Genomic DNA, 24,281 nt, shown 5'->3' with positions numbered 1-24,281 from the left:
GCTCCTGCGCGGCGCGGCATGTGTCGTGCGCAGCACACACATCAGCCACCGTTGCCAGGATGCAACGTCGCTCAACCGGCCTCCAGCGAGGCAAGCACGGTCGCCACTTGGCCCGGTGTGGCATCACCCAAGGCGAGATAGGCTTTCGCCAGCGCATCGGCGAAGCGCGAATCTGCAGCCAGCGTGCCAAACACCGCATCCAGCGTGAGAAAACGCGCGACATCAGCGGCGGCATCGCCAGTGGCTGCGCGTCCAAGCGCGCCCAGGGCATCGTTCAAGGGGTCCACCAGCGCCACGCCAATGCATGCCTGCCTGCGCACGAAATGCAACCAGGCGGCGACCGGCAGGCATACGCGGTCGATCGGGCGCCCGGCGGCCAGCGCATCGCCGATCGTGCCCAGCAGCCGCACCTGAATCTTCTGCGAGCCGTCCCAGGCGATCTGGGCGAGCAGGTGGCGGATGGCGGGGTTGCGGAAGCGGGCCAGGATGGCGTCGATGTAGTGCTGTGGGTCGAAGCCCGGCATGGGCTGCAGGGTGGGGGCGATGTCGTGGCGCATCAGCGTCTCGACGAAGGCCGCAAGTTCAGGGTGACGCATGGCGTCGGCGACCGTCTCCAGGTGTAGCAGGCTGCCGAGATACGCCAGCGCGGAATGCGGTGCGTTGAGCAGGCGCAGCTTGGCGCGCGCGTAGCCGGCGATGTCCTCGCTCAGGGTGACGCCTGCGCGTTCGAATGCAGGGCGGCCGCTGCAGAAACGATCTTCGATCACCCATTGGCTATAACGCTCGCGCTGGATCGGCCAGGCGTCGTGCACACCCAGCTGGTCTTGCACGTGCGCGCGCAGCGCGTCATCGGTAGCGGGCGTGATGCTGTCCACCATCGAGCGCGGGAAGGCAACGTGTTGCGCGATCCACGCCGCAAGCGCGCGGTCATGCTGTTCCGCGAGCCGCACCACGCCGCGCTGCAGCAGCACGCCGTTGTCGGCCAGGTTGTCGCAGCTGAGCGTAGTGAATGGCGCGGTGCCGTTGCGCATACGCTGCTGCAGCCCCGCGACGAGATAGCCGATGGCGCTGCGGGGCGCTGCGGGGTGGGCGATGTCGTGGACGATGTCGGGATGGGTCAGGTCGAGCGTGTCGCCGGCCAGGCAATAGCCTTTTTCGGTGACGGTGAGCGTGACCAGGCGGACGGCAGGGTCGGCCAGGCGTGCGAGCACGGCAGGTTGTTCGTCGGCGGCGCAGAGGACTTCGCGGATGGCGCCGATGACACGTCGTTGCGGGTGTTCGTCGAGCAAGGCCAGGGTGTAAAGCCCATCTTGGGGACGCAGCGCATCGCGCACGTGCGGGCTATGCAAGGAGACGGCGCAGATGGCCCAGGTGGGGTCTTCGGCGAGTAGGTCGTCGATATAGACGGCCTGGTGCGCGCGATGGAAGGCGCCTGCGCCCAGATGCACGATACCGATGGTCGCGTGTTTTAGGTCGTAGCTTGGGGTGAGAACGGGGGTGGGTAGGTGAGCGAGCGCTGCGATGGAGAGCGTGGGGATTGGCATGGGGTTTCTTTTAATCGTGGGGTGCTGCAAGTTTGCTTGGTGGCCTTACCCTCACCCCAACCCCTCTCCCGGAGGGAGAGGGGCTTTGCTCGGCGGCTTCTGGGGGCGCGATTACTTGTCGGTGACGGTGAAGCGTTGCTTGCTGCGGATGTCGCTGCTGGAGGCGCCGATCTGCACCTCATAGACGCCCGGATCTACGGCGTACGCCTTGCGCTGGTCGTCATAGATGCGCAGCGCGTCCTGCGCCTTGATGGTGAAGCGCACCTCGCGTTGTTCGCCCGGCTGCAGGGTGATGCGTTGGAAGCCGCGTAGTTCCTTGATGGCGCGTTCGCGTTGTGGCTTCAGCGGCTGCAGATACAGCTGCACCACTTCGTCGCCTGCGCGTTGGCCGGTGTTCTTCAACGTGACCGTTGCAGTGAGTGTGCCGTCGGCGGCCACGGTTTTACGATCAACCTGCACGGTGGAATAAGCGAACTGCGTATACGACAAGCCATACCCAAACGGGTACAGCGGTGCGCCGGCGAAGTAGCGATAGGTGCGCCCGCGCATGGCGTAGTCGTCGAAGGCCGGCAGGCGCTCGTCTTCCTTGTAGAAGGTGATCGGCAGACGGCCACCGGGACTGGCCTGGCCGAACAGCACATCGCCCACCGCACTGCCGCCGCGCTGGCCCGGGTACCAGGCCAGCAGGATGGCGGGCACGTGTTGCTGTGCCCAGTCGATGGCCAGCGCCGAGCCGGTGGTCAGCACCGCCACCACCGGCGTGCCGGTGGCCTGCAGTGCTTGCAGCAGCTCGCGCTGCGGTTTGGGCAAGCGCGTGTCGGTGCGGTCGCCACCGGCAAAGCCGGGATAATTGACGTCCATTTCTTCGCCCTCGACATCGCCGGTGAGGCCGCCGACAAACACCACTACTTCGGCATTGCGGGCGGCGTCCACCGCTTCCTGCAGCGGCGGTTTGGCGCCGGGCATGCGCCAGGCCAGGCGCACCCCGGCATCGCGGGTGGCTTCGTAATACTCCACACGCAGGTCGTAGGCTTTGCCGCCTTCCAGCGCCACGCTGGCAGTGCCGCCACGCATGCGCGGTGCATCGCTCCATTGATCAATGAGCAACTTATCGTCCAGGTACAGGCGCACGCCATCGTCGGCGGCCATCTGCAATTCGTACGTGCCCGAGACCGGCGGCAGCAACTGGCCATGCCAACGCACGCTGAAATCGTCCTTGCCGAGCGCGCGGTCGGGCTGCAGTTCGCCACGGCCAACTGCATCGTCGGTGGGCGCGTTGCGGTCCCAGCGGAAGGCGATGCGCGGGTCGATGCGGGTCAGCACCGGCTGGCCGGCAAGCGTGCGGCCATTGAAATAGTCGCCGGTCAGGCCGTTCTGCGTGGCGCCGGCCGCCGGGCGCAAATAGCGCGATTCGATCGGTGCGGCAGCGTTGGGGTCTTCGCGCCCTTCCACCAGGTCGCTGCCGCGCGCATAGGCCACATCGGCTTGCGGTGCGGCATCGCGGATGCCTTGCAGGATGGTGGCCGGCGCGGCGGGCGTGCCGTAGTAGTTACCCAGCAGCGACATCGGATCGTCGGCGGTGGGGCCGACCACGGCAATGCGCTTGAGCGTGGGCTTGAGCGGCAACACGCCGTCGTTTTTCAGCAACACCAGTGATTCGCGTGCGGTGCGGCGCGCCAGGTTATCGTGCTGCGGCGATTGATTCACCGATGCGGGAATCTGCGCCCACGGCACGCTGGCCGGCGGGTCGAACATGCCCAAGCGCATGCGCGCGGTCATCAGGCGCTTGAGCGAGGTATCGATGCGGGCCTCGTCGATCAAGCCGGCACGCACCGCCGCAGGCAACGCGGCGTAGGTGTCGCCGCAATCCAGGTCGGTGCCGTGTTTGACGCCGAGTGCGGCCGCTGCTTCGGGCGTGGGCACGATCTTGTGGTTCTGCCAGATGTCGCGGATAGCGGCGCAGTCGCTGACGATGTACCCGTCGAAACCCCAATCGCGGCGCAAGATGCCTTCCAGCCGGGTGCTGGCCGAGGCCGATTCGCCGTTGACGCGGTTATAGGCGCCCATCACTGCGGCCACGTGGCCTTCCTGCACCAAGGCCTGAAACGCCGGCAGATAGGTCTCGTAGAGATCGCGCTCGCTGGGGTGTACATCGAAATGATGGCGGTCGGCCTCCGGGCCGCTGTGTACGGCGAAGTGCTTGGCGGTGGCATCGAGCTTGCGGTACGACCCCTGCTGCGCTTGCAGGCCCTGCACGAAGGTCACGCCCATGCGTGCGGTGAGAAACGGGTCTTCGCCGTAGGTTTCCTGCCCGCGGCCCCAGCGCGGGTCGCGGAAGATGTTGATGTTCGGCGACCAGAACGTGAGCCCCTGATAGCGCTTGTGCTCGCCGCGCGCCAGGAACGCGTGGTGCTTGGCGCGCGCTTCGTCGCCGATGGCCGTGGCCACCTCGGCCATCAACGGTGTGTCGAAGGTGGCCGCCAGCCCGATCGCCTGCGGAAACACCGTGGCACCGCCGGCGCGCGCCACGCCATGCAGCGCCTCGTTCCACCAATCGTAGGCCGGCACCTGCAGACGCGGGATGGCGGGCGCAGCGTTCTGCATCTGCGCGGCTTTTTCTTCCAGCGTCATGCGCGCCACCAGATCGGCGGCGCGCGCGTCGAAGCTGCGTTGCGTGTCCAGATACGGCGGCGGTGTGGCTGCATGGGCAGCGCCTGCGGCGCACGCCAGTACGAGCAGGACGCCGTGTGCGAGCGAGCGGAAACGGGCGGGCGGGTAGGAGGGCATGGTCAGTCCTGTTGGCGGTCGGGGTGCGATTGGGCGAACGGCCCGATCATGCTGCCGACGAAGCCGCCGGCCTGTTCGGTACTGAGAAAGCCGGCATCGTCGTTGCGGCGGAGCGATTGCCAGCCGCGGCCATCGGCGTCGAAGGCGAAGCTGTACGCGCCGCCATCGCCGCTGATCTGCAGGCGCAGCTGTGCGGTTGCCGGAATGCGGGTCTGTGCAAGCGTGGTGGTGGTGGCGCCATCGCGCTCGTCCAGGAACACCTGCAGCGCATCGCCATCGCGACGGACGCCGAGTGCATACCACGCATTGGAATTCTGAAACGCGGCCAGCCCCGCACTGACGCCCGCCTGCGCGGGCACATCCAGCGCCGTGCTTGCCATAAAGCGCGTGTGTTGCTGGCGGCGTGCGAGGAAGGCCGGCGTGCCGGCGCTGTCCAGCCCCTGCGTGCCGGCATGCAGCGTCAGCCAGCCTGCACGCGTGCGCAGGTCAGCCACCTCGCTCTTGGGCACGCGGACGCTCAGCCACTCGCGCTGCAGCGTGGCGTGGTCGAAGCCGTCATGCCAGGTGAAGTTGCCCGCCAACGGCGCCTGCGTGACACGTGCCGACCTTGCGCCGCTGGGCGCCTTGGCGATGTAGGGAATCGGCTGGCCCGCCGGCAGGATGGAGGGCCAGCCATCGCGCCACTGCACCGGCAGCAAGAACGTTTCGCGCCCGGTGTTGTAGCGGTCGCCGCTATACGGACGGCTTGCGAGAAACACCGCCCACCACTGCCCATCGGGCGTGTCCACCAGGTCCACGTGGCCGGCATTGCTGATCGGGTGCGCGCGCGCGGCCGGCAGATCGCGTTGGGTCAGGATGGGGTTGTTCGGTGCGGGCGCATACGGCCCCCACACGTCGCGGCTACGCAAGACCACCTGCGAATGCTGCGGCCCGGTGCCGCCTTCGGCGCAGGAGAGGTAGTACCACCCGTCGCGTTGATACAGGTGCGGGCCCTCGATCCAGATCGGCTTGCTGGCCAGGTCCACGCCGCCATTGAGCAACACCTTGCGCGGGCCAACCGGTTGCCTGGTGGCGAGGTCGAAACGCTGCATCCAGATCGCGCGATGGCCTTCGTACAACGGCGTGCCCTGCGGTGGGCCATTGTTGAGCAGGTAGGCGCTGCCATCGGTGTCGAAAAACAATGAGGGGTCGATGCCGTCGATACCCGGCAGCCAGGTCAGCGCCGACCACGGGCCCGCCGGGTCGCTGGCACTGGCGATGAAATTGCCCCCGCTATCGACCGATGTGCCCACCACGTAAAAGCGCCCGGCGTGATAGCGGATGCTGGCGGCGAACATGCCGCGCGACACGCCCAGCCCGTCGTAATCGAGTTGCTCGCGGCGCTCGACCACATTGCCGATCTGCGTCCAGTGCACAAGATCGGTGCTCTCGAACACCGGAATCGCCGGGAAGTACGCAAACGTGGAATTGACCAGGTAATAGCGCTCGCCCACGCGGGTGATGCTGGGGTCCGGGTAGAAGCCGGCCAGGATCGGGTTGCGGTAGTGGCCGGCCGGCAGCGGAGTTGCGAACACCGCATCGTCGCCGCGGTAGTCGAACCAATCGAAGGCGACATCCACGCCGGTGGGCGCCGCTGTCATTGCCGGTGCCTGCACCGCAGCAGACGCAGGCGCGGCCATCAGCAGGGCCAGCGCTGCCGGCAGCAGGCGCATCACCAGTCCCACATCGCGCCGTCTTCCAGGCGTGCGATAGGCAACTGCTTGGGCACGTACGGATACTTCGCGGCCAGGTCTTCATCGATGTCCACGCCATGCCCAGGAGTTTCGCCGCAATGCAGGCGCCCGTCGCGGAATTCATAGTCATGCGGGAACACCGCGTTGGCTTCGTCGGAATGGAACATGTATTCCTGGATGCCGAAGTTGGGCACCCAGGTGTCGAAGTGCAACGCTGCGCCCATGCACACCGGCGACAGATCGGTGGCGCCGTGAAAGCCGGTGCGCACCTGGTGCAGCGCGGCGAAATCGGCCAGCCGGCGTACGTGGGTGATGCCGCCGGCATGCACAATGGTGGTACGGATGTAGTCGATCAGCTGCTGCTCGATCAGGTGCTTGCAGTCCCAGATCGAGTTGAACACCTCGCCTACTGCCAGCGGTGTCACTGTGTGCTGGCGAATGATCTCGAACGCCCGCTGGTTTTCCGCCGGGGTGGCGTCTTCCAGCCAGAACAACCGGTATGGCTCCAGGTCGCGGCCCAGGCGCGCGGCTTCGATCGGGGTGAGCCGGTGGTGCGCATCGTGCAGCAGCTCGATCTCGTCGCCGTGGTCGCTGCGCAATTGTTCGAACAACTTGGGCACCACGCCCAGATAGCGCGGCGTGGACCACACGGTTTCGGTGGGCAGTTCGCTTTCGGCCGGCTCGTAGGGCTTGCCGCCGACTGAAATACCGTAGGTCTTCTTGATGCCCGGCACGCCGCATTGCGCGCGGATGGCGATGAAGCCCATCTCGCGGAAGCGGCCCACTTCATCGCTGGTTTCGGCGATATCGCGGCCGTTGGCGTGGCCGTACACCAGCGCGCCTTCGCGCGAGCGCCCGCCGAGCAGTTGATACAGCGGCATGCCGGCCATCTTGCCCAGGATGTCCCACAACGCGACATCGACTGCGGCAATCGCGCTCATCGTCACAGGCCCGCGCCGCCAGTACGCACCGCGGTAGAAGAACTGCCAGATGTCCTCGATGCGCCCGGCATCGCGGCCGATCAGGTTGGGCACCAGGTGTTCCTGCAGGTACGCCGCCACTGCCAATTCGCGCCCGTTGAGCGTGGCATCGCCCAGCCCGGTGATGCCGGAGCGCGTGCGGATCTTCAAGGTGACGAAATTGCGGCCCGGGCAGGTGACGATGACGCGCGCCTCGACGATCTCGCGGTCGCGGGCAGAACCTTGCAGCGGTGCAGGGGAGTCGGGAGTCTGTGACATCGTGATCTCGCTCAGGGGGAAGGGGTGGCGGTAATGGGACGTTCGAACGGGCCGGCCGGCAGGCCGCTGCGGTCGTACAGCGTGCACACCGGGCTGTCGGCCCAGCAGTAGCGCACGCGCGTTGCGCTCATGCCGGAAGGGATGCGCACGCTGACATCGTGGCCCTGCAGTGTGGCGCTGGCATAGCGGCAAGTGCCGGACGCCTCGCCGCACAGCTCGAAGCCGATCGGTGCGTCGTTGCCATAGCTCAGCAAGGTGGTGTCCACGTCATCGAAGCGGATGCGCACGCTGTCGCGCTCGCGCTGCAGGCTGCGCGGCACCGGGCCGGACGGCGCAATCGCCTCGCCATACACCACATGCCGCGCTGCACGCGCCAGGCGCCGGCCCAGCTCCTGCTTGTTGGCCGGATGGATGTCGTAGCGGTCGCCGATATCGATCGCCACTGCCAACCCGGCGTGTGCATCGTCGGCAACGAAGCGCCGCTGCGCCTCGCGCAATTGCGCCCAACCGCTTTCGGCCGGTTGGGTGGGCGGGGTGCCGTAATTGGCCAGCTGCACCACCAGCAGCGGCAACTGCGCACCGAAACGCTGTCGCCAATCGCGCTGCCATGCGTTGAGCAAGGCCGGGTAATGCGCCGCATCGCCGGCATTGGATTCGCCCTGGTACCACAGCACCCCGCGCAGGCCCAGCTGCCCCAGTGGCGCGATCATGCCGTTGTACAAGGTGGTGAGCCCGGCCGCCGACGACCACGGCGCCCGCGGTGGCGAGCCCACTGCCTGCGGCACGATGCGGTATTGCCAGGGCGCGTCCAGCGCCACTGTGCTGCCATCGGCAAACTGCAGTGCGCGCGATTGCGCATCGCCCAACAAGCCGCCGCGTCGATAGGTGTTGAGCACATTGAGCACGATGCTGTTGCGCCCGGCATGCAGCCGTCCGCGCGGCAGCGGGTAGCGACGCGGCTGGTCCGCACCGTAGCTGCTGCCCACGCCGCGCCCGTTGACCCAAGTCTGGTCCAGTTCGTCCACCGGCCCCAGCAACAACGTCGCGTCCTGCGCGGCCTGTGCCGGTGTCAGTTCGATGCTGGTGCGGTACCACACCATGCCGTTGAAGCCGACCAGCTGCGGCACACCCCAGTCGTCCCATGCGCCCAGTGCCGGCGGTGCGCCCTGCCAGTCGCCGGGCGCATCCGGCTGCCACGGTTCGCCTTCGCCATGCGCATGCCACCAGGCTTCCCACAGGGCGGCCCATTGCGGTGCGGCCGCCACCGGGTCGGTTGCGTAATGCGCCAGCACGTCCAGCGCAGGGCCATCGTCGCCGGCCGCACGCAGCGGCGCGTCGCCGATCCAGGCCTGCAGTTGCGAGCCGCCCCATGAGGCATTGATCAAGCCCATCGGCACGTCCACGGTCTTCTGCAACTCACGCGCGAAGTAGTAGCACGCGGCAGAAAACTCCTTCACCGTCTCCGGCGTGGTGCGCTGCCACGTTGCAACGCCACCGAAGCCGCGTTGCGGGGTTGGGCTGGATTGCGCGGGCACCTTGAACATGCGGATGCTGGGGTGGTCGGCGTCGGCAATCTCGCTGCGTGCATCCAGCGTGCGGTGCACCTGCAGCTCCATGTTCGACTGCCCCGAACACAGCCACACATCGCCGATCAGTACATCATCGATCTGCTGCATCGCACCGTCGGCAGTGCTGGCCGTCAGGCGATACGGGCCGCCGGCCGCATGCGCGGGCAGGCGTGCCTGCCAATGCCCTTGCCGGTCCGCGCGTGCCTGCACCTGTTGCGCCTCCAGTTGCACGGTGACACGTGCGCCCGGCGCCGCATCGCCCCACACGCGGATCGGCGCATCGCGCTGCAGCACCGCATGGTCCTGGAACACGGGATGCAGCAGCGATGCATCTGCAGCGCTTGCCAGCTGCGGCAGCAGCAACGCCGATAACGCGGCGACCAACATGTTCAGCCGACATGCGCTCACTTCGGATTCCCCGGTGCGTACGGAAATGTCAGTGCCTGGTAATACGGCAACGGGTGCGCTGGCGGCGCCACGCCGGCAGGCAGCGGGCGCCCGGACACACTCTGGAAATAGGCGATGCTCGCATCGCGCCACCACTGCGCCTCACGCTGCTGGATCGCCAAGAAAGCGTCCACTTGCTGGTGGCGCGGCGCATCGATCTTGCCGGCGAGGCCTTGCCAGGTCGTGCGCATCGCAGCCACCTCACTCACACCGTGGTCGTAACGCCAGACCAGCTCGTCCCACAGCGGTCTGCCGGAGGCCATGCGGTGATCCCACGGCACATGATGGAACCACAGCAGCAAGGCCTCGGGCACGCGCTGCACATCGCCGAACACGCGTGCGACTGGCGGCGCATATTGCGCAACGGCATTGCTGCCGCTGGCGCTGCGATCGAAGCCAATCCCGTTGCGGTCGGCGCGGTGGTAATACACCGGGTCCCAATCCGGACGCTCGCTGCCGGCATCCCACGGTGCCGGGCCGTAATGGTGGCCGCGCCCCATCAGGTGATGCAGCCCGAGCGGGGTCATGTAGTCCACCACCGCCTCGCGCGAACGCAGCATCATGCCGACCACCGGTTCGACCACGGCCGGATCGTTGGAAAACGTCATGCGCGCCCATTCCTGCGCAATGGCCTGCGGCGACAGCTGCGGGTCCCACGCCAACCGCCCGTATGCGTACCAGTTGGCCTGATCGAAGATCGAGCCGCTCCAGTTGCGGTCGGCACCGATATTGGCCACGCCGGCGATGCCGGTCAGCCGTGTGCGTTTGCTATCGGCGAACAAGCTGCCATCCACGGTCTTTGCAACGGTCGAGCCCTTGCCGCGCGCATAGGTGTCGGCCTGCAAGGTCTCGGAAAATAGCGGGCCCAGATAGGCCAGATGCGTGGAAAAGCCCAGGTATTCCTTGGTGATCTGAAACTCCGGCATCAATGGCGTCTTGCGCATCGCACCGAACAACGGGTGAAACGGCTCGCGTGGCTGGAAATCGATGGCGCCGTTTTTCACCTGCACGATCACGTTGTCGCGGAAGGCGCCATCCAGCGGCACGAATTCGCTGTACGCCTGTTTGGCGCGGTCGTCCGGCTGCTCATGCGAATAGACGAAGGCCCGCCACATCACCACCCCGCCATGCGGTGCCAGCGCGTCGGCCAGCAGGTTTGCGCCATCGGCATGGCTACGTCCGTAATCCTGCGGGCCGGGCTGGCCTTCGGAATTGGCCTTGACCAGAAACCCGCCAAAATCCGGGATGCGCGCATAGATCTCGTCGGCCTTGTTGCGCCACCAGCGCTGCACTTGCGGGTCCAGTGGGTCGGCAGTTTTCAGACCACCGATCTCGATCGGCGCACTGAAGCGCGCACTGAGAAACACCCGAATGCCATAGGGACGAAACACCTGCGCCAGTGCCGCGGCCTTGTCCAGGTACTGCGGCGTGAGACTCCACGCCTTTGCGTTGACATTGTTGAGCACGGTTCCATTGATACCCAACGAGGCATTGGCGCGCGCATAGTCGGTGTAACGCGGGTCCAGATAGCCGGGCAAGGTTTGCCAGTTCCACAACGAGGCGCCGGCATAGCCACGCTCCACCACGCCATCGAGATTGTCCCAATGATTGAGCATGCGCAGCTGCAGGCGCGGCGCCTCGCGCACATCCAGCGCAGTGAGCGGTTGGCCGGTCTGCAGCAGGCGCAGGAAGTGAAACGCGCCATATAACGCGCCGACATCGCTGCCGCCCACGATGGCCGTGGTGCGACGCCCATCGACGCTGACCGTGCGGATCAGATAGCCCTCGCGGCCCAGGCCATTGGTTTTCAGCTTCAATGCCGCCAGCTGCGGGGCGGTCGCGGCGCCCAGCAGGATGCTGCCATCGGCGGTGACGGTCGCGGTGGTGGGCAGCGCGGTGCCCAGTAGCCCCTGTACACCGCGTTGCAGCTCTTCCCGCGCGGCCCGCAGCGTAGGCGAATCACCGGCCACCACCAGGGCGCTTGCGTGCTGGCGCAGCTGCGCGGCATTGCCCAGGGTGTGGTAGCGCAACCATAACTCGTAGCCATCTTCGGCATGCACGGGGGCGACCGGTACCAATACGGCACCCAGCAGTACCAGCCAAAGCAGCGCCAGCGCACGCCCGCTCGCGCGCGTGCGGCCCATCCGGCATGCGCTCATGCGGCGCGCTCCTGCGGGCTGCAGGCACGTGGGTGCATCTCGCCGCTCTGTCTGCTTCCCGGTACCATGGCTTGCATCGCGCCACGTCGGGCTGCCGCGCGTGTACCGGCAGCAGCACGCGAGCATCCGCCCGCTGTCGCAGTCACCTGAAGAGGCCACGCTTGGAGAAGATCAGGAAGTCGGTCCGCCGCACCAGTCGCGCGACCACCATCGACGAGGTGGCGGCGCTGGCGAAGGTGTCGCCGATGACGGTCTCGCGTGTGGTCAACAACAACGGCAGTGTCCGCGATGCCACCCGCGAGCGGGTGATGCGCGCGGTCGACAAGCTCGGTTACACGCCCAATCTCGCTGCCAGTGCGCTGGCCGCTGCCCAGAGCACCCGCATCGCGTTGATCTACAGCGATCCCAGCGGCGCGTATTTGCGCGAGCTGTTGCTGGGTGTGTTGCGCGTGGCCTCGCGGACCTCGATCCAGCTGGTGATCGACTGCTGGGACGACCTGGATGCCGATGCCGAGCGCCGTGCCGCACGCAAGCTTGCCAAGGGCGTGGCCGGCGTGATCCTGCCGCCGCCGTTGTGCGAGTCCAGGGCCGCGGTGCTGGAGCTGGTGCGCGCCAAGGTGCCGGTGGTGGCGATCGCCTCCAATCACTTCAGCCCCGATGTGGCCTGCGTGCGGATCGACGAATTTGCCGCCGCCAAGGAGATCACCGAGCATCTCATCGCACAGGGGCACACGCGCATCGGCTATATCGCCGGGCACCCGAACCTGTCGGCCAGTACGCGACGCTTCGAAGGGTTTCAGGCCGCGTTGTCCGATGCCGGTTTGCGCCTGGATCGGCATCTGGTGCAGCCGGGCGACTACACCTACAAATCCGGCCTGGTCGCCGCCGAAAAACTGCTGGCGCGCAAACGCCGCCCCAGTGCCATCTTCGCCAGCAACGACGACATGGCAGCCGCGGCCATTTCGGTCGCGCACCGCCGTGGGCTGGATGTGCCGCGCGACCTGTCGGTAGTGGGCTTCGACGACACCTCTGCCGCCACGGCGGTATGGCCCGAACTCACCACCGTGCAGCAACCCATCGCCGCCATGGCCGATGCCGCGCTGGACATCCTGTTGAAGACGATACGTGCCAAGGAGCGCACGGCGAAGATGGTCGATCATGTGGTCGCGCACCTGCTGGTCAAGCGGGATTCGGTGGCCGCACCGACACCCTGCGATCCGGCCGAGTAAGAGGAGCGACGGCGCGGCCGCAGTACGGGCGCAGTCGCCGACGGGTTGTGCATGTCCTGTGCGTCCCTGCGGTGGCCGGCGTGATGTCCCCTGCGTAGTACGCGCCACGCTGGCGTCGATCTGGATGCGTGGCTGCATCGCCTGCATTGCCGCTAGGGCAATGCAGGCGGGGTGTCCCATCCACGCCGCGTCCCACGCCGCGCGCGTGGCAACGTTCACCGGATCAGATACTGATTGATCAGGTTCTCGTACGCTTCCTGACGACCGCTGACCTGCTTGGGCTCGTTACCGGCGGCGTACTTGGCCAGATCTGCCAGCGTGCTGGTGCCCTTGGCAAAGTCGGCACCGGCGCCGCTGTCGAAGCTGGCGTAACGCTCGGCGCGCCAGGTCTCCAGCGGCGAAGACGTCAGCAGCGCATTGGCCACTTCCAGCCCGCGTGCAAACGCGTCCATGCCACCGATATGCGCCAGGAACAGGTCCTGCGGATCGGACGACTCGCGGCGCACCTTGGCATCGAAATTCAGGCCGCCCGGTGCCAGCCCGCCCTGGCGCAGCACCACCAGCATCGCGCCGACGGTGTCGTACAGGTCGGTCGGGAACTGGTCGGTGTCCCAGCCGTTCTGCGGGTTGCCGCGGTTGGCATCGATGCTGCCGAGCAGGCCGGCATCGGAAGCCACCTGCAGGTCGTGCTCGAAGCTATGGCCCGAGAGCGTGGCGTGGTTGGCCTCGATATTGAGCTTGAAATCCTGGTCCAGGCCATGCTGACGCAGGAAGCCGATCACCGTGGCGCTGTCGAAGTCGTACTGGTGCTTCATCGGCTCCATGGGCTTGGGCTCGATCAGGAAGTTGCCTTTGAAGCCGATCGCGCGGCCGTAGTCGCGTGCCAGGGTGAGGAAGCGCGCCATGTTGTCCTGCTCGCGCTTCATCTGGGTGTTGTGCAGGCAGGCATAGCCTTCGCGGCCGCCCCAGAACACGTAGTTTTCGCCGCCGAGTTCAACAGTGGCATCGATCGCGGCCTTGACCTGCACCGCCGCACGCGCCACCACGTTGAAGTCGGGGTTGGTGGATGCACCATTCATGTAGCGCGGGTGCGAGAACAGGTTGGCGGTGCCCCACAGCAGCTTGATGCCGGTGTCGGCCTGGCGCTGCTTGGCGATGCCCACCATGTGCTTGAGGTTGCTTTCGTACTCGCCGATATCGTCGGCATCCGGCGACAGGTCGACATCGTGGAAGCAGTAATACGGCACGCCGAGCTTGGTGAAGAATTCGAACGCGGCATCGGCCTTGGCTTCGGCACGATCGAGCGCGCTGTTGCCGATGTCCCAGGGATACGCACGCGTGCCCGGGCCGAACGGATCGGCGCCGTTGCCGCAGAAGCTGTGCCAGTAGGCCACGGCAAAGCGCAGATGCTCGGCCATGGTCTTGTCGCCGATCTTCTTGTTGGCGTCATAGACCTTGAACGCGAGCGGGTTGTCGGAGTCGCGGCCTTCGAAGCCGATCTTGCCGATGCCGGGGAAATACTCTTTGGCGCCGATGTAGACGGTGTTGCTCATGGGGTGGAACTCCTGCAAGGAGGCGAGGGAAGGCAAGGGTGTTGCAAACGAGTGGCCAGTCGCGCAGCGCGGCAGTCGCCCATGTGCACTGCCGCTGCGCCAGCAGCGCGCGCGGTCGGCACCAACGGGGACTGCGCGCGCAAGATCCGACCCACACCACGCAAAATGTTAGCGCTACCACAATTGCGACCGAAAAAAGCCGCGCGATGGAGCGAAGCTGGAGATTCCATGCCGATTCCGAGTGAAGCGGTCTGCCCGACTTTACCCAGCCCGGCGCCGAAAGGCTTGCTGCGCTGCGAGATACGCAGTGTGCTGTGGCGGCCAGGTGTGGTGCTGGCCGGTTGTGGGCTGGTCGGGGCGTACGGCCCTCACCCGCCCTTCGGGCACCCTCTCCCGCATGCGGGAGAGGGAACTGCCGGGCGAGGGAGCTGCTGGGGGGGAGAGGAAGCTGCCACGAAAGGGAATCGCCAGGAGAAGGAACCGCCGGGCGGGGATCACCAGGAGAGGGAGCTGCCGGGGGGCGAGGGAGTTGCCAGGAGAGGGAGCTGCCACGAGAGGGAATGGCCACGAGAGGGAGGCGCCGGGGTGAGGGAGGCACCGGGGTGAGGGAGGCACCGGGGTGAGGGAGCCGCCGGGGTGTAGGGAGCTGCTGGGAGATAGCCGCCAGGAGAGCGCTGGGTGGGAGGCGCTCGCCACAAACAAGGGCTTGCTCCCTTCCCCCGTTTACGGGGGAAGGTGCCCGAAGGGCGGATGGGGGCAGCCACCCCTGGCCTCACGACCCAATCCCCATCCCCCCGGCAGCTACAATGGGCGGCTCATGACCGCTGTCCTGCCGCTGCCGCAACCCCTGGCCGACCCCGCGCCGCGCAACCCGCGCCAGCGGCCGATGCCCGAACAGCTGCGCCTGGGCAAACGCCTGCAACGCCAGGTGGGCCAGGCGATTGCCGACTTCGGCATGATCGAAGCCGGCGACAGGGTCATGGTCTGCCTGTCCGGCGGCAAGGACAGCTACACCCTGCTGGACATGCTGTTGCACCTGCAGCGCAAGGCGCCGGTGCCGTTCACGCTGGTGGCAGTCAACCTGGACCAGAAGCAGCCGGATTTCCCCGCCCACGTGCTGCCCACCTATCTGCGCGCGCTGGGGGTGCCGTTCGATATCGTCGAGCAGGACACCTATTCGGTGGTCAGCCGGGTGATTCCGGCCGGCAAGACCATGTGTTCGCTGTGCTCGCGGTTGCGCCGTGGCGCGCTGTATGCCTACGCGCAGGCGCATGGCGTGACCAAGATCGCGCTCGGCCATCACCGCGACGATATCGTCGCCACGTTTTTCATGAATCTGTTCCACCACGCACGCCTGGCGGCGATGGCGCCCAAGTTGCGCAGCGACGACGGCGCGCATGTGGTGATCCGCCCGTTGGCCTACGTGCGCGAGGCCGACATCGCCGACTACGCGCAGGCGCGGCAGTTTCCGATCATTCCCTGCAACCTGTGTGGCAGCCAGGAAAACCTGCAGCGCCAGCAGGTCGGCCGCATGTTGCAGCAATGGGATCGCGAGCAACCCGGGCGGGTCGATCAGATTGCGCGCGCGCTGGGCGATGTGCGCCCCGAGCAACTGGCCGACCGCCGCCTGTTCGATTTCCTGAGCCTGGGCCGCGCGCCCGGGGCCGCTGCGGCCGTGCCCGACGCCAGTGGCGATTGGCTGGCCGCCAGCGACACCCCACACAACAGCGGCTGACGCGCCCGCCCGGTCGCCGTCGGTCTTCCACCTCCACGTTTGTCTTCTTCGGTCTTACGCATGTTCTTTCGCAATCTCACGTTGTTCCGTTTCCCGACCACGCTGGATTTTTCCGAAATCGAAACGCTGCTGCCGCCAGTGCAGCTCAAGCCGGTCGGCCCGCTGGAAATGAACTCGCGCGGTTTCATTTCGCCGTTCGGCCGCGATGAGCAGGAAGTGCTTTCGCACCGCCTGGAAGACTTCCTGTGGCTCACCGTCGGTGGCGAGGACAAGATCCTGCCCGGCGCGGTGGTCAACGATCTGCTCGAGCGCAAGGTCGCCGAGATCGAGGAAAAGGAAGGCCGTCGCCCCGGCGGCAAGGCCCGCAAACGCCTCAAGGACGACCTGATCCATGAGCTGCTGCCGCGTGCCTTCGTCAAGAGCTCCCGCACCGACGCCATCCTGGATCTGCAGCATGGCTACATCGCGGTCAACACCTCCAGCCGCAAGAGCGGCGAGAACGTGATGAGCGAGATCCGCGGCGCGCTCGGCAGCTTCCCGGCGCTGCCGCTCAATGCCGAAGTCGCCCCGCGCGCCATCCTCACCGGCTGGATCGCCGGCGAGCCCTTGCCCGAAGGCCTGAGCCTGGGCGAAGAATGCGAAATGAAGGACCCGATCGAAGGCGGCGCGGTGGTCAAGTGCCAGCACCAGGAACTACGCGGCGACGAGATCGACAAGCATCTAGAGGCTGGCAAGCAGGTCACCAAGCTGGCGCTGGTGCTGGATGACAACCTCTCCTTCGTGCTGGGCGACGACCTGGTGATCCGCAAGCTCAAGTTTCTCGACGGCGCGCTGGATCAGCTCGAACACAGCGAAGACGACGGCGCGCGCGCCGAACTCGACGCACGCTTTGCGCTGATGAGCGCCGAAATCCGCCGGCTGTTCCTGTTGCTGGAAACCGCGCTGAAGCTCAGCAAGGCCGAGTAACCAGGTTTCGAACTTGTGGCGGCATTGGCAGGCGCGAGTCGATGCGTGCGTCAAAAGCGCGGTGAGTCGAGTGCGCGGTGCCCTCATCGCTCGCAGGACATGCCGTTAACCCATCCATGGGGTCTCGGTGGCGACATCCATGCCGCCAACGGTCCCGCAATCGGCGAGGACACCACGCCAGACAGTTGGCTGGTGGTTTTGTCGAAGAGCAAAGGTCACCGCGTCGCCAGTTTGCTGGCCGCTGATTAAGATCCTTGCGCACCGACCGCCTCGGATGGTCCTTGCCCGCCCACCGTCGCGGGACCTTGAGCGGCATGGATGCCGCGCCAGAACCTCCATGGACGGATTCACGGCGTGTCCCGCGATGGTGGGCGGGCAAGGGCCCTGCAGCAAACGCGCAGCCTCGGTCGAGTGCGCGGTGCCCTCACCGCTCGCGGGACACGCCGTTGACCCGTCCATGGGGGCTCGGTGGCGGCATCCATGCCGCCAACGGTCCCGCAAGCGGCGAGGACACCGCACCAGACAGTTGGCTAGTGGTTTGTTGAAGAGCAAAGACACCGCGTCGCCAGTTAGCAAATCGCTTTTTGAAGACTCTGCGCACCGACCAACTCGACTGGTCCTTGCCCGCCCACCGTCGCGGGACCTTGAGCGGCATGGATGCCGCGCCAGAGCCTCCAGGGACGGATTCACGGCGTGTCCTGCGATGGTGGGCGGGCAAGGGCCTTGCAGCAAACGCAAAGACGTCGAGGGCGCGGCTCCTTACCGCTCACGGGAAACGCCGTAAAACCCGTCCATGACGGCTCGTTGATCGCATCCACGCCGCCAACGGTCCCGCAAGCGGCGAGGACACCGCACCAGACAGTTGGCTGGTGGTTTGTTGAAGAGCAAGACACCACGTCGCCAGTTAGCTAATCGCTTTTTGAAGACTCTGCGCACCGACCAACTCGACTGGTCCTTGCGCGCTCACCGTCGCGGGACCTTAGCCTCCAGGGACGGATTCACGGCGTGTCCCGCGATGGTGGGCGGGCAAGGGCCCTGCAGCAAACGCGCAGCCTCGGTCGAGTGCGCGGTGCCCTCACCACTCGCGGGACACGCCGTCAACCCGTCCATGGGGGCTCGATGGCGGCATCCATGCCGCCAACGGTCCCGCAATCGGCGAGGACACCGCACCGGAGCGTTGCTCGGCTGCTTTCTCTTCTTGAAAGTATGTCCTGCGGCGTGGAGGGCAGGACCATGCAGCCAGGCGGCAGATCCACCCCGTTCGGCTGCGCCCATCTGTCGTTGGGCATGGTCGTCTGGTGGGTCGCTCTAAGTCGCGCCAACATCGAATGCATCACGTGCGCCGTCTCACCACCTGACACATCGCAGCGCTATCCTGTGCCCATGTTCAAACCCGTCCGCCGCCTGATTGCGCCGCCGTCGCAGGTTGTCGAACGCGACTGCGTGCGCGTGCAACTGGACGGCCGCGACATCGACGTGCTGCGCGTCCGCGATCCGCGCGCGCGCCGCATCAAACTCAGCGTCGACGAGCGCGGCGCGCGGTTGACCTTGCCGCTGCGTGCAAGCCTGGTGTCCGGCGAGCGCTTCCTGCATGCCCACCTGGATTGGCTGAGTACGCAGCTGTCGCGCTACCAGCAGGTCGATGCCTTTCCTGCGCTGGAGCGCGGGGTGCCGGGGCTGCTGCCCTTGCGCGGGGCGCTGCTGCCGTTGAGCTGGCACGACGGCCGCTACGCACGCATCGACATCACCGATGCAGGTGCGCAGTTCTATGTGCCCACCCGCCTGGGCGATGCCGGTCTACGCCGCACACTGAAGGAATTCTACGAAGCGCAGGCCCGCGCCGATGTCGGCCGCTGGTTGCCCACCTATCTGCCCGGCCTGCCGCGCGCACCGGCACGGTTGCGTTTGAAGGTGATGTCCTCGCAGTGGGGCTCGCTCGCTCCGGATGGCTCGATGGCACTGGACCTGGCACTGGTGCTCGGCCGCCCGTCCGCGTTCGAATACGTGCTGGTGCACGAGCTCTGCCATCTGCTGCAGGCCAATCATTCGCCGGCCTTCTGGGCCGAAGTGGAACGGCGCTTCCCCACCTGGCGCGACGAACGCAGCTACTTTCACGAACATGGCCGCCAGCTCAAGGCGCAGCTGCGGCGGTTGTTGCAGGTCGCCTGATGCGAGGCCGCAGCGATGCCGGTCTGCCAGGTGCGCAGCGCTCGCGCTGATCCGGTCGCGCTATCTCCAATCAACAGCGATGCAAAGCCACTGCGCGGTCTGCCTTGGCGCGCGGCAAGCCCGCTAGCGCCATTCGTACGCTGCAGCCTGGGCGAGGTGCCGTCGGGCCAGCGGCGATAGCCAGGCAAACTGCTGCGCCAGGGCGCGTTCGGCCTGGCGACGCCTGTGCCCAAGGAGCGGGCCGTTGTCCAATGACGTGCGTCGCACGCTGTCGACCAGACCTGTTCGAACAACGCACGATCGTCCGCCCCAAGCATTGGATCGGCACGAACCGCACCGCAAAACGTCCAGGGCGCATCCCACCGGTCGAAGCACTCAATTGCAATCACCACGCGCCGCATGACGCATCACGCTCCTTGCAGCTGCCTGCATCACCTCTGCGGTTGCGGCAGATCCGCAAGAAACCCATTGATCACCGCCGCCACCGGTGCCGGGGTTTCCATGTGCAGATGGTGCGTGCCCGGCAACAGCGTCAGACGCGCGTCGGGCACCATCGCCACGCGGTGATCGCGCAGCGCATCGGAAAAATACGGCTGCGCCGGCGTGGCGAAGATGGCCTGGGTGGGGCACGCGATGGAGGCCAGCACCGCGTCGATCTGCGCCTCGGTCATACGGATGGCGGTGGGCAGGGTCAGGCGTGGGTCGGTGCACCAGCTGTAGCCGCCTTCCACCACGCGCAGGCCGCGCTCCACCAGCAACCGTGCAGCCGGTTCGGTGAGCTGGTTGGCCATCATGCGTGCGCGCACCGGTGCCTCCATCGAGGCGAACACCCGCAGCGACCGCTGCGCCAGCGTGCGCGTCGAACGCACCGAGTCGCGCAGTCGTTCGGCCGTGCTCTCCACCGGCTCGGCCAGGGCACCGAGCGCCTCGATGACCAGCAGCGCCTCGATGCGCTCCGGCGCGGCAGCGGCCATCAGGCTGGCGACGCCGCCACCGAGCGAATGGCCCAACAATGTGAAGCGGTCCCAGCCCAGCGCATCGGCCACCTGCAACAGGTTATGGATCGCGCTGCTGAGCGTGTACTCCGCGCCCACCGGCAGCCACGCGCTATGGCCATGGCCGGGCAGATCCAGCACCACCAGATCCAGCGCCTGCGCGTGCAGATGCGCGCTCAGCGGTACGAAGCTGGCCGCGTTATCGAGCCAGCCATGCAGGGCCAGCACTCGGCGCGGCCCGCGCTCGGTGCTGCGCAACCCGGTGATACGACCGATGGCCAGCTCGCACGCAAACGGCTCCAACCTCACGCGCGACGCGCCAGTGCAGCCAGTGCCTGCGCGTGCGCATCGCTGGCATTGAGGCAAGGGATATAGCTGAGCGTGGCGCCGCGTTCGGCCAGCGTTTCGGCAAAGCCCAATGCCACTTCCTCCAGCGTTTCCAGGCAGTCGGTGGCAAAGCCCGGGCACACCAGATCGAAGCTGCGCACGCCGCTCTCGGCCAATGCCCACAAGGTCGGTTCGGCATACGGCTGCAACCAGCGTTCGGCGCCGAAGCGCGACTGGTAGCCCATCTGCCATTCGTCCGCGCCCAGGCCCAGCGCCGCCACGATCGCCTGCGCACTGCGCTCGCATTGCTGCGGGTACGGGTCGCCGGCATTGGCCACCCGTTGCGGCAGGCCGTGGAAGGAGAACATCAGCTTCTCGCTGCGCCCGTGGACCTGCCAGTGCGCGCGGATGGAGTCGGCGATCGCCGCCACCCAGCCGGCGTCCTCGCAGTAGTCCTGGATCACCTCGACCGCGATCTCCGGCGCGCTCGGGCGCCAGGCATCCACCACGTCCTGGATCGAGGCGGTGGTGGTGGTGGAGTACTGCGGATACAGCGGCAACACCACGATGCGCCGGATGCCGCGCGCACGCAGGGCATCGAGCGTCTTGCGCAATGCCGGCTCGCCGTAGCGCATCGCCCACTCGACGTGCCAGTCGGGCAGCGCCTGTTTCAGGCCATCGGCCAGGCGGCGGGTATACACCGCCAGCGGCGAGCCATCGGGTAACCACACCTTGGCGTATTTCTCCGCCGATTTGGGCCCGCGGATCGGCAGGATCACCCCGTACAGCAGCGGTTTCCAGAACAGCGGCGGAATGGCGACCACGCGGCGGTCGCTGAGGAACTCGGCCAGGTAGCGGCGCACGGCCGGGGCGGTCGGCGATTCGGGGGTGCCGAGGTTGACGACCAGCAGGGCGGTATCGGGAGTGGTGTTCATGCGGGCCATTCTGGCAGAGCCGGGCAGCACTGCCGAGAACACTGCACCAATGGCGGCGATCGGCCGCGTCTTGCAGCCGGTTGCGCTCACCACCGATTCATTGCGCCACCACTAACGTCGCGGCATTGCTATCTTTGACGCATCGTCCCCTGGAGCTTGTCATGCCTCGTTTGTCGCGCCTGGCCTTGTTGTTGTCGCTGACCTTCGCCGCCGGCCATGCCGTGGCCGGCCCGGAAGAAGACCAGCGCGCACGTAATGCGGTGCGGGTGCTCAACGAGATCATGAAGATTCCCGAGCAGTCCATTCCGGACAAACTGCTCGACGAGGCGCGCGCCATCGTGGTCATCCCCGACACGCTCAAGGCCGGTCTGGTGATCGGCGGTCGTCGCGGCCACGGCCTGATGTCGATGAAGAACGCCGACGGCAGCTGGTCGCAGCCGGTGTTCGTCAAGCTCACCGGCGGCAGCATCGGCTTCCAGGCCGGCGTGCAGTCGTCCGACGTGGTGCTGGTGTTCCGCAACGACCGCAGCCTGGACAACATCGTCAACGGCAAGTTCACCCTCGGCGCGGATGCCGGCGTGGCTGCAGGTCCGGTCGGCCGGAACGCCGCGGCCGCCACCGACGGCCAGCTCAAGGCCGAGATCTGGTCGTGGTCGCGCGCACGCGGGCTGTTTGCCGGCGTGGCGCTGGATGGCGCGGTGCTGCAGATCGACGATGCCGCCGACCTCAACGCCTATGGCGGGGGTGCGACCCCGCGGATGATCTTCGAAGGCCGCACCAACGAGCGCCCGTCCACCGACGTGATCGCCTTCCGCGACCGTCTGGAGGAAGTCACCTACACCGCACGCGCCAACCGCACCAGCGATGGCGACCAGGACACCGCACCGGTGCCGCCGCGCGCGCCAGGCGCGGCCCCGGCGGCGCAATCCGCACCGCCGCCGCCTGCCAACGAAGCCAGCACGGTACCGATGCAGCCCAGCACCACCCCGCCGCCGCAGCAGGGGTTCCAGCCGGTGTCCGATGGTGAAATCCGCACCGAATCACTAGACGGCAACCGCTGAGGCGCTGTCATCCCCCTGCACGGTGCGCTGGGGTATCCTGCGCCTTCCTTCTTTTCAGCAAGCGAGCAGATCATGGGCGGTTTCAGCATTTGGCACTGGCTGATCGTGCTGGTGATCGTGTTGCTGGTGTTCGGTACCAAGCGGCTCACCAGCGGTGCCAAGGACCTCGGCAGCGCGGTCAAGGAATTCAAGAAAGGCATGCACGACGACGACAAGCCGGCCGGCAAGCTCGGTGACGACTCCCGCACTGCCGAGCAGGCGCGTGAGGCGCAGGCCGAACGCGACCGCGACGCGCGCTGATCCGGAGCAGCGTCGGTGTTTGACATAGGTGTTGGCGAACTGACGCTGATTGCGATCGTCGCCCTGGTGGTGCTCGGTCCCGAGCGCCTGCCCAAGGCGGCCCGATTTGCCGGACTGTGGGTGCGCCGCGCGCGCGCGCAGTGGGATTCGGTCAAGCAGGAACTCGAACGCGAGCTGGAAGCCGAGGAGCTCAAGCGCAGCCTGCAGGACGTGCAGGCCTCGCTGCGCGAAGCCGAAGACCAGCTGCGCCACAAGCAGCAGCAGGTGGAGCAGGGTGCACGCGCACTGCACGACGACGTGGGCCGCGATATCGATATCCGCAGCAGCGCAACGCCGGTGGCCACGCCACTGGAGCTGGCGCATGCGGATCTGTCGACCGGCGCCGATGCCGAGCCGGTTGCCGGGCCTGCCTCAGGTGCTGCCATCGCCGCACCGGCGGCGGCAGCGCCGGTGATTGCACAGGCACAGCCTATTGCGCCGGCGCCCCACCAGGCAGTCGTGCCCGCGCCGCATGACCCCGTGGTACCGGCACCGCATGCAGCGCATCTCACCAGCGCGCCTGCGCAGGGCCTGGCCGCCGCACCGCCTGTCGAGCCGGGCACGCTGCACGTGTCCACCGCACCAACCCCGGCCAACCCGGCCAGGATTCAGGAGAAGCACCCGTGAGCCTGTTCGACGACGCACAGGCCGAAAGCAGTCTGATCGAGCACCTGGTCGAATTACGCGCCCGCCTGGTGCGTGCCCTGATCGGCCTGGGTGCGGTGCTGCTGGTGCTGTTGCCGTTCTCGCGGGCGATCTATTCCTGGCTGGCCGCGCCGCTGATCTCGCAGCTGCCGCTGGGGCAGACCATGATCGCGATGAACCCGGCCGGCGCGTTCTTCGCCCCGCTCAAGCTGACCTTCTTCGTGGCGGTGTTTTTCAGCGTGCCCTGGCTGCTGTACCAAGCCTGGGCGTTTGTCGCGCCGGGGCTGTACCAGCGCGAAAAGAAGCTGGCATTTCCGCTGCTGGCCTCGGCGGTGGCGCTGTTCTACGTCGGCTGCGCGTTCGCGTATTTCCTGGTGTTGCCGGCGGTGTTCCACTTCCTGGCCACGTTCAAGCCGGACGTGATCGCCATTACCCCTGACGCCAATTCGTACCTGGACTTCGTGCTGGCGATCTTCTTCGCCTTCGGTGCGAGTTTCGAATTGCCGGTGGCGCTGGTGATCCTGGTGCTGCTGGGCTGGGTCAGCCCCAAGCAGCTCAGCGAGGGCCGCGGCTATGCCATCGTCGGCATCTTCATCCTGGCCGCCGTGCTGACCCCACCGGACGTGGTGTCGCAGCTGATGCTGGCCATCCCGATGTGCCTGCTGTATGAGCTGGGCATCATCGCTTCGCGCGCCGTTGGGCCGAAAGCCGCCTAGCGCCTTCTACAGTAAGGCGCGCGCCGACATGCAGGTGCGTAACCCGGCATCACCCGGACGCAATCACCTCCGTAGGAGCGCACCCGGGCGCGACCTGGCTCTCCCGCCGAAGGCTTCGTCGCGCCCAGGGGCGCT

17 protein-coding genes are annotated in these 24,281 nt (G+C 66.9%); 8 read left to right on the top strand and 9 right to left on the bottom strand.

The window, feature by feature from the left end:
- Window positions 1–71 precede the first annotated feature (71 nt).
- The 6 genes from ACCQ10_RS20060 to ACCQ10_RS20035 form a co-directional block, all read right to left on the bottom strand.
- On the bottom strand, window positions 72–1,544 hold the full coding sequence (locus ACCQ10_RS20060) for a mannitol dehydrogenase family protein (protein WP_372361698.1): 1,473 nt from the start codon (window positions 1,542–1,544) through the stop codon (window positions 72–74).
- A gap of 111 nt (window positions 1,545–1,655) precedes the next feature.
- The gene (locus tag ACCQ10_RS20055) at window positions 1,656–4,331 is read right to left on the bottom strand and encodes a glycoside hydrolase family 3 protein (RefSeq protein WP_372361697.1); all 2,676 of its coding nucleotides are present in this window, start codon (window positions 4,329–4,331) and stop codon (window positions 1,656–1,658) included.
- A 2-nt stretch (window positions 4,332–4,333) separates the two neighbouring features.
- A complete protein-coding gene (locus ACCQ10_RS20050) occupies window positions 4,334–6,022 on the bottom strand; it encodes a glycoside hydrolase family 43 protein (RefSeq protein WP_372363182.1) in 1,689 nt (562 codons plus the stop codon).
- A gap of 20 nt (window positions 6,023–6,042) precedes the next feature.
- Window positions 6,043–7,302, bottom strand: coding sequence for a D-mannonate dehydratase ManD (gene manD, locus ACCQ10_RS20045; protein ID WP_047694189.1), 1,260 nt, complete (start codon window positions 7,300–7,302; stop codon window positions 6,043–6,045).
- Window positions 7,303–7,313: 11 nt separating this feature from the next.
- Entirely contained in the window at window positions 7,314–9,257 is a 1,944-nt protein-coding gene (locus tag ACCQ10_RS20040) for a sialate O-acetylesterase (protein WP_372363181.1), read from the bottom strand.
- A gap of 17 nt (window positions 9,258–9,274) precedes the next feature.
- Window positions 9,275–11,461: an alpha-glucuronidase family glycosyl hydrolase gene (locus tag ACCQ10_RS20035; protein WP_372363180.1), complete on the bottom strand. Its 2,187-nt coding sequence runs from the start codon at window positions 11,459–11,461 to the stop codon at window positions 9,275–9,277.
- Window positions 11,462–11,637: 176 nt separating this feature from the next.
- On the opposite strand from ACCQ10_RS20035, the gene ACCQ10_RS20030 reads away from it, so the two are divergent.
- On the top strand, window positions 11,638–12,705 hold the full coding sequence (locus tag ACCQ10_RS20030) for a LacI family DNA-binding transcriptional regulator (protein ID WP_372361696.1): 1,068 nt from the start codon (window positions 11,638–11,640) through the stop codon (window positions 12,703–12,705).
- Window positions 12,706–12,920: 215 nt separating this feature from the next.
- Here the strand turns inward: ACCQ10_RS20030 and xylA are convergent, their stop codons facing one another.
- Complete coding sequence (gene xylA / locus ACCQ10_RS20025; protein WP_372361695.1) at window positions 12,921–14,258, bottom strand: xylose isomerase; 1,338 nt, start codon at window positions 14,256–14,258, stop codon at window positions 12,921–12,923.
- 817 nt (window positions 14,259–15,075) lie between these two features.
- Here xylA and ttcA point away from each other — a divergent pair.
- From ttcA to ACCQ10_RS20010, 3 genes are all read left to right on the top strand, one after another.
- On the top strand, window positions 15,076–15,993 hold the full coding sequence (gene ttcA, locus ACCQ10_RS20020; protein ID WP_372361694.1) for a tRNA 2-thiocytidine(32) synthetase TtcA: 918 nt from the start codon (window positions 15,076–15,078) through the stop codon (window positions 15,991–15,993).
- 60 nt (window positions 15,994–16,053) lie between these two features.
- Window positions 16,054–16,959, top strand: a complete 906-nt coding sequence (locus tag ACCQ10_RS20015; protein WP_039408990.1) for a recombination-associated protein RdgC — start codon at window positions 16,054–16,056, stop codon at window positions 16,957–16,959.
- Window positions 16,960–18,342: 1,383 nt separating this feature from the next.
- Window positions 18,343–19,128, top strand: coding sequence for a YgjP family zinc-dependent metalloprotease (locus ACCQ10_RS20010; RefSeq protein WP_166744519.1), 786 nt, complete (start codon window positions 18,343–18,345; stop codon window positions 19,126–19,128).
- Between the two features lie 431 nt (window positions 19,129–19,559).
- On the opposite strand, the gene ACCQ10_RS20005 is transcribed toward ACCQ10_RS20010, so the two are convergent.
- Entirely contained in the window at window positions 19,560–20,432 is an 873-nt protein-coding gene (locus ACCQ10_RS20005) for an alpha/beta fold hydrolase (protein ID WP_372361693.1), read from the bottom strand.
- Window positions 20,429–21,394 carry a ferrochelatase gene (gene hemH / locus ACCQ10_RS20000; RefSeq protein WP_372363179.1) on the bottom strand — a complete coding sequence of 322 codons (966 nt, stop codon included), beginning with the start codon at window positions 21,392–21,394 and terminating at the stop codon, window positions 20,429–20,431. The genes ACCQ10_RS20005 and hemH overlap by 4 nt, the downstream gene beginning before the upstream one ends.
- 152 nt (window positions 21,395–21,546) lie before the next feature.
- On the opposite strand from hemH, the gene ACCQ10_RS19995 reads away from it, so the two are divergent.
- The 4 genes from ACCQ10_RS19995 (at window position 21,547) to tatC (ending at window position 24,146) form a co-directional block, all read left to right on the top strand.
- On the top strand, window positions 21,547–22,446 hold the full coding sequence (locus ACCQ10_RS19995) for a lipid-binding SYLF domain-containing protein (RefSeq protein WP_372361692.1): 900 nt from the start codon (window positions 21,547–21,549) through the stop codon (window positions 22,444–22,446).
- A 72-nt stretch (window positions 22,447–22,518) separates the two neighbouring features.
- Window positions 22,519–22,746, top strand: a complete 228-nt coding sequence (gene tatA, locus ACCQ10_RS19990; protein ID WP_003484969.1) for a Sec-independent protein translocase subunit TatA — start codon at window positions 22,519–22,521, stop codon at window positions 22,744–22,746.
- Between the two features lie 15 nt (window positions 22,747–22,761).
- Entirely contained in the window at window positions 22,762–23,412 is a 651-nt protein-coding gene (tatB, locus tag ACCQ10_RS19985; RefSeq protein WP_372361691.1) for a Sec-independent protein translocase protein TatB, read from the top strand.
- Window positions 23,409–24,146 (top strand): twin-arginine translocase subunit TatC, encoded by a 738-nt coding sequence (tatC, locus tag ACCQ10_RS19980; protein ID WP_372361690.1) that lies wholly within the window; start codon window positions 23,409–23,411, stop codon window positions 24,144–24,146. Before tatB ends, tatC begins: the two co-directional genes overlap by 4 nt.
- Window positions 24,147–24,281: the final 135 nt, after the last annotated feature.

Source organism: Xanthomonas sp. NCPPB 1325 (genome assembly GCF_041477645.2).
In the GTDB taxonomy this organism is placed as follows: domain Bacteria; phylum Pseudomonadota; class Gammaproteobacteria; order Xanthomonadales; family Xanthomonadaceae; genus Xanthomonas; species Xanthomonas cannabis.
The sequence above is the reverse complement of the archived record's forward strand: the minus strand, read 5'-3'. Positions and strand labels throughout refer to the sequence as shown.

What these genes read in the sequence shown, in the direction of transcription:
- tatA (WP_003484969.1), top strand. Translation starts at nt 22,519, where the DNA reads ATGGGCGGTTTCAGCATTTGGCACTGGCTGATCGTGCTGGTGATCGTG.
- ACCQ10_RS20010 (WP_166744519.1), top strand. Translation starts at nt 18,343, where the DNA reads ATGTTCAAACCCGTCCGCCGCCTGATTGCGCCGCCGTCGCAGGTTGTC.
- hemH (WP_372363179.1), bottom strand. Translation starts at nt 21,394, where the DNA reads ATGGCCCGCATGAACACCACTCCCGATACCGCCCTGCTGGTCGTCAAC.
- ACCQ10_RS20060 (WP_372361698.1), bottom strand. Translation starts at nt 1,544, where the DNA reads ATGCCAATCCCCACGCTCTCCATCGCAGCGCTCGCTCACCTACCCACC.
- ttcA (WP_372361694.1), top strand. Translation starts at nt 15,076, where the DNA reads ATGACCGCTGTCCTGCCGCTGCCGCAACCCCTGGCCGACCCCGCGCCG.
- ACCQ10_RS20040 (WP_372363181.1), bottom strand. Translation starts at nt 9,257, where the DNA reads ATGTTGGTCGCCGCGTTATCGGCGTTGCTGCTGCCGCAGCTGGCAAGC.
- ACCQ10_RS19995 (WP_372361692.1), top strand. Translation starts at nt 21,547, where the DNA reads ATGCCTCGTTTGTCGCGCCTGGCCTTGTTGTTGTCGCTGACCTTCGCC.
- ACCQ10_RS20015 (WP_039408990.1), top strand. Translation starts at nt 16,054, where the DNA reads ATGTTCTTTCGCAATCTCACGTTGTTCCGTTTCCCGACCACGCTGGAT.
- ACCQ10_RS20055 (WP_372361697.1), bottom strand. Translation starts at nt 4,331, where the DNA reads ATGCCCTCCTACCCGCCCGCCCGTTTCCGCTCGCTCGCACACGGCGTC.
- manD (WP_047694189.1), bottom strand. Translation starts at nt 7,302, where the DNA reads ATGTCACAGACTCCCGACTCCCCTGCACCGCTGCAAGGTTCTGCCCGC.
- xylA (WP_372361695.1), bottom strand. Translation starts at nt 14,258, where the DNA reads ATGAGCAACACCGTCTACATCGGCGCCAAAGAGTATTTCCCCGGCATC.
- ACCQ10_RS20035 (WP_372363180.1), bottom strand. Translation starts at nt 11,461, where the DNA reads ATGGGCCGCACGCGCGCGAGCGGGCGTGCGCTGGCGCTGCTTTGGCTG.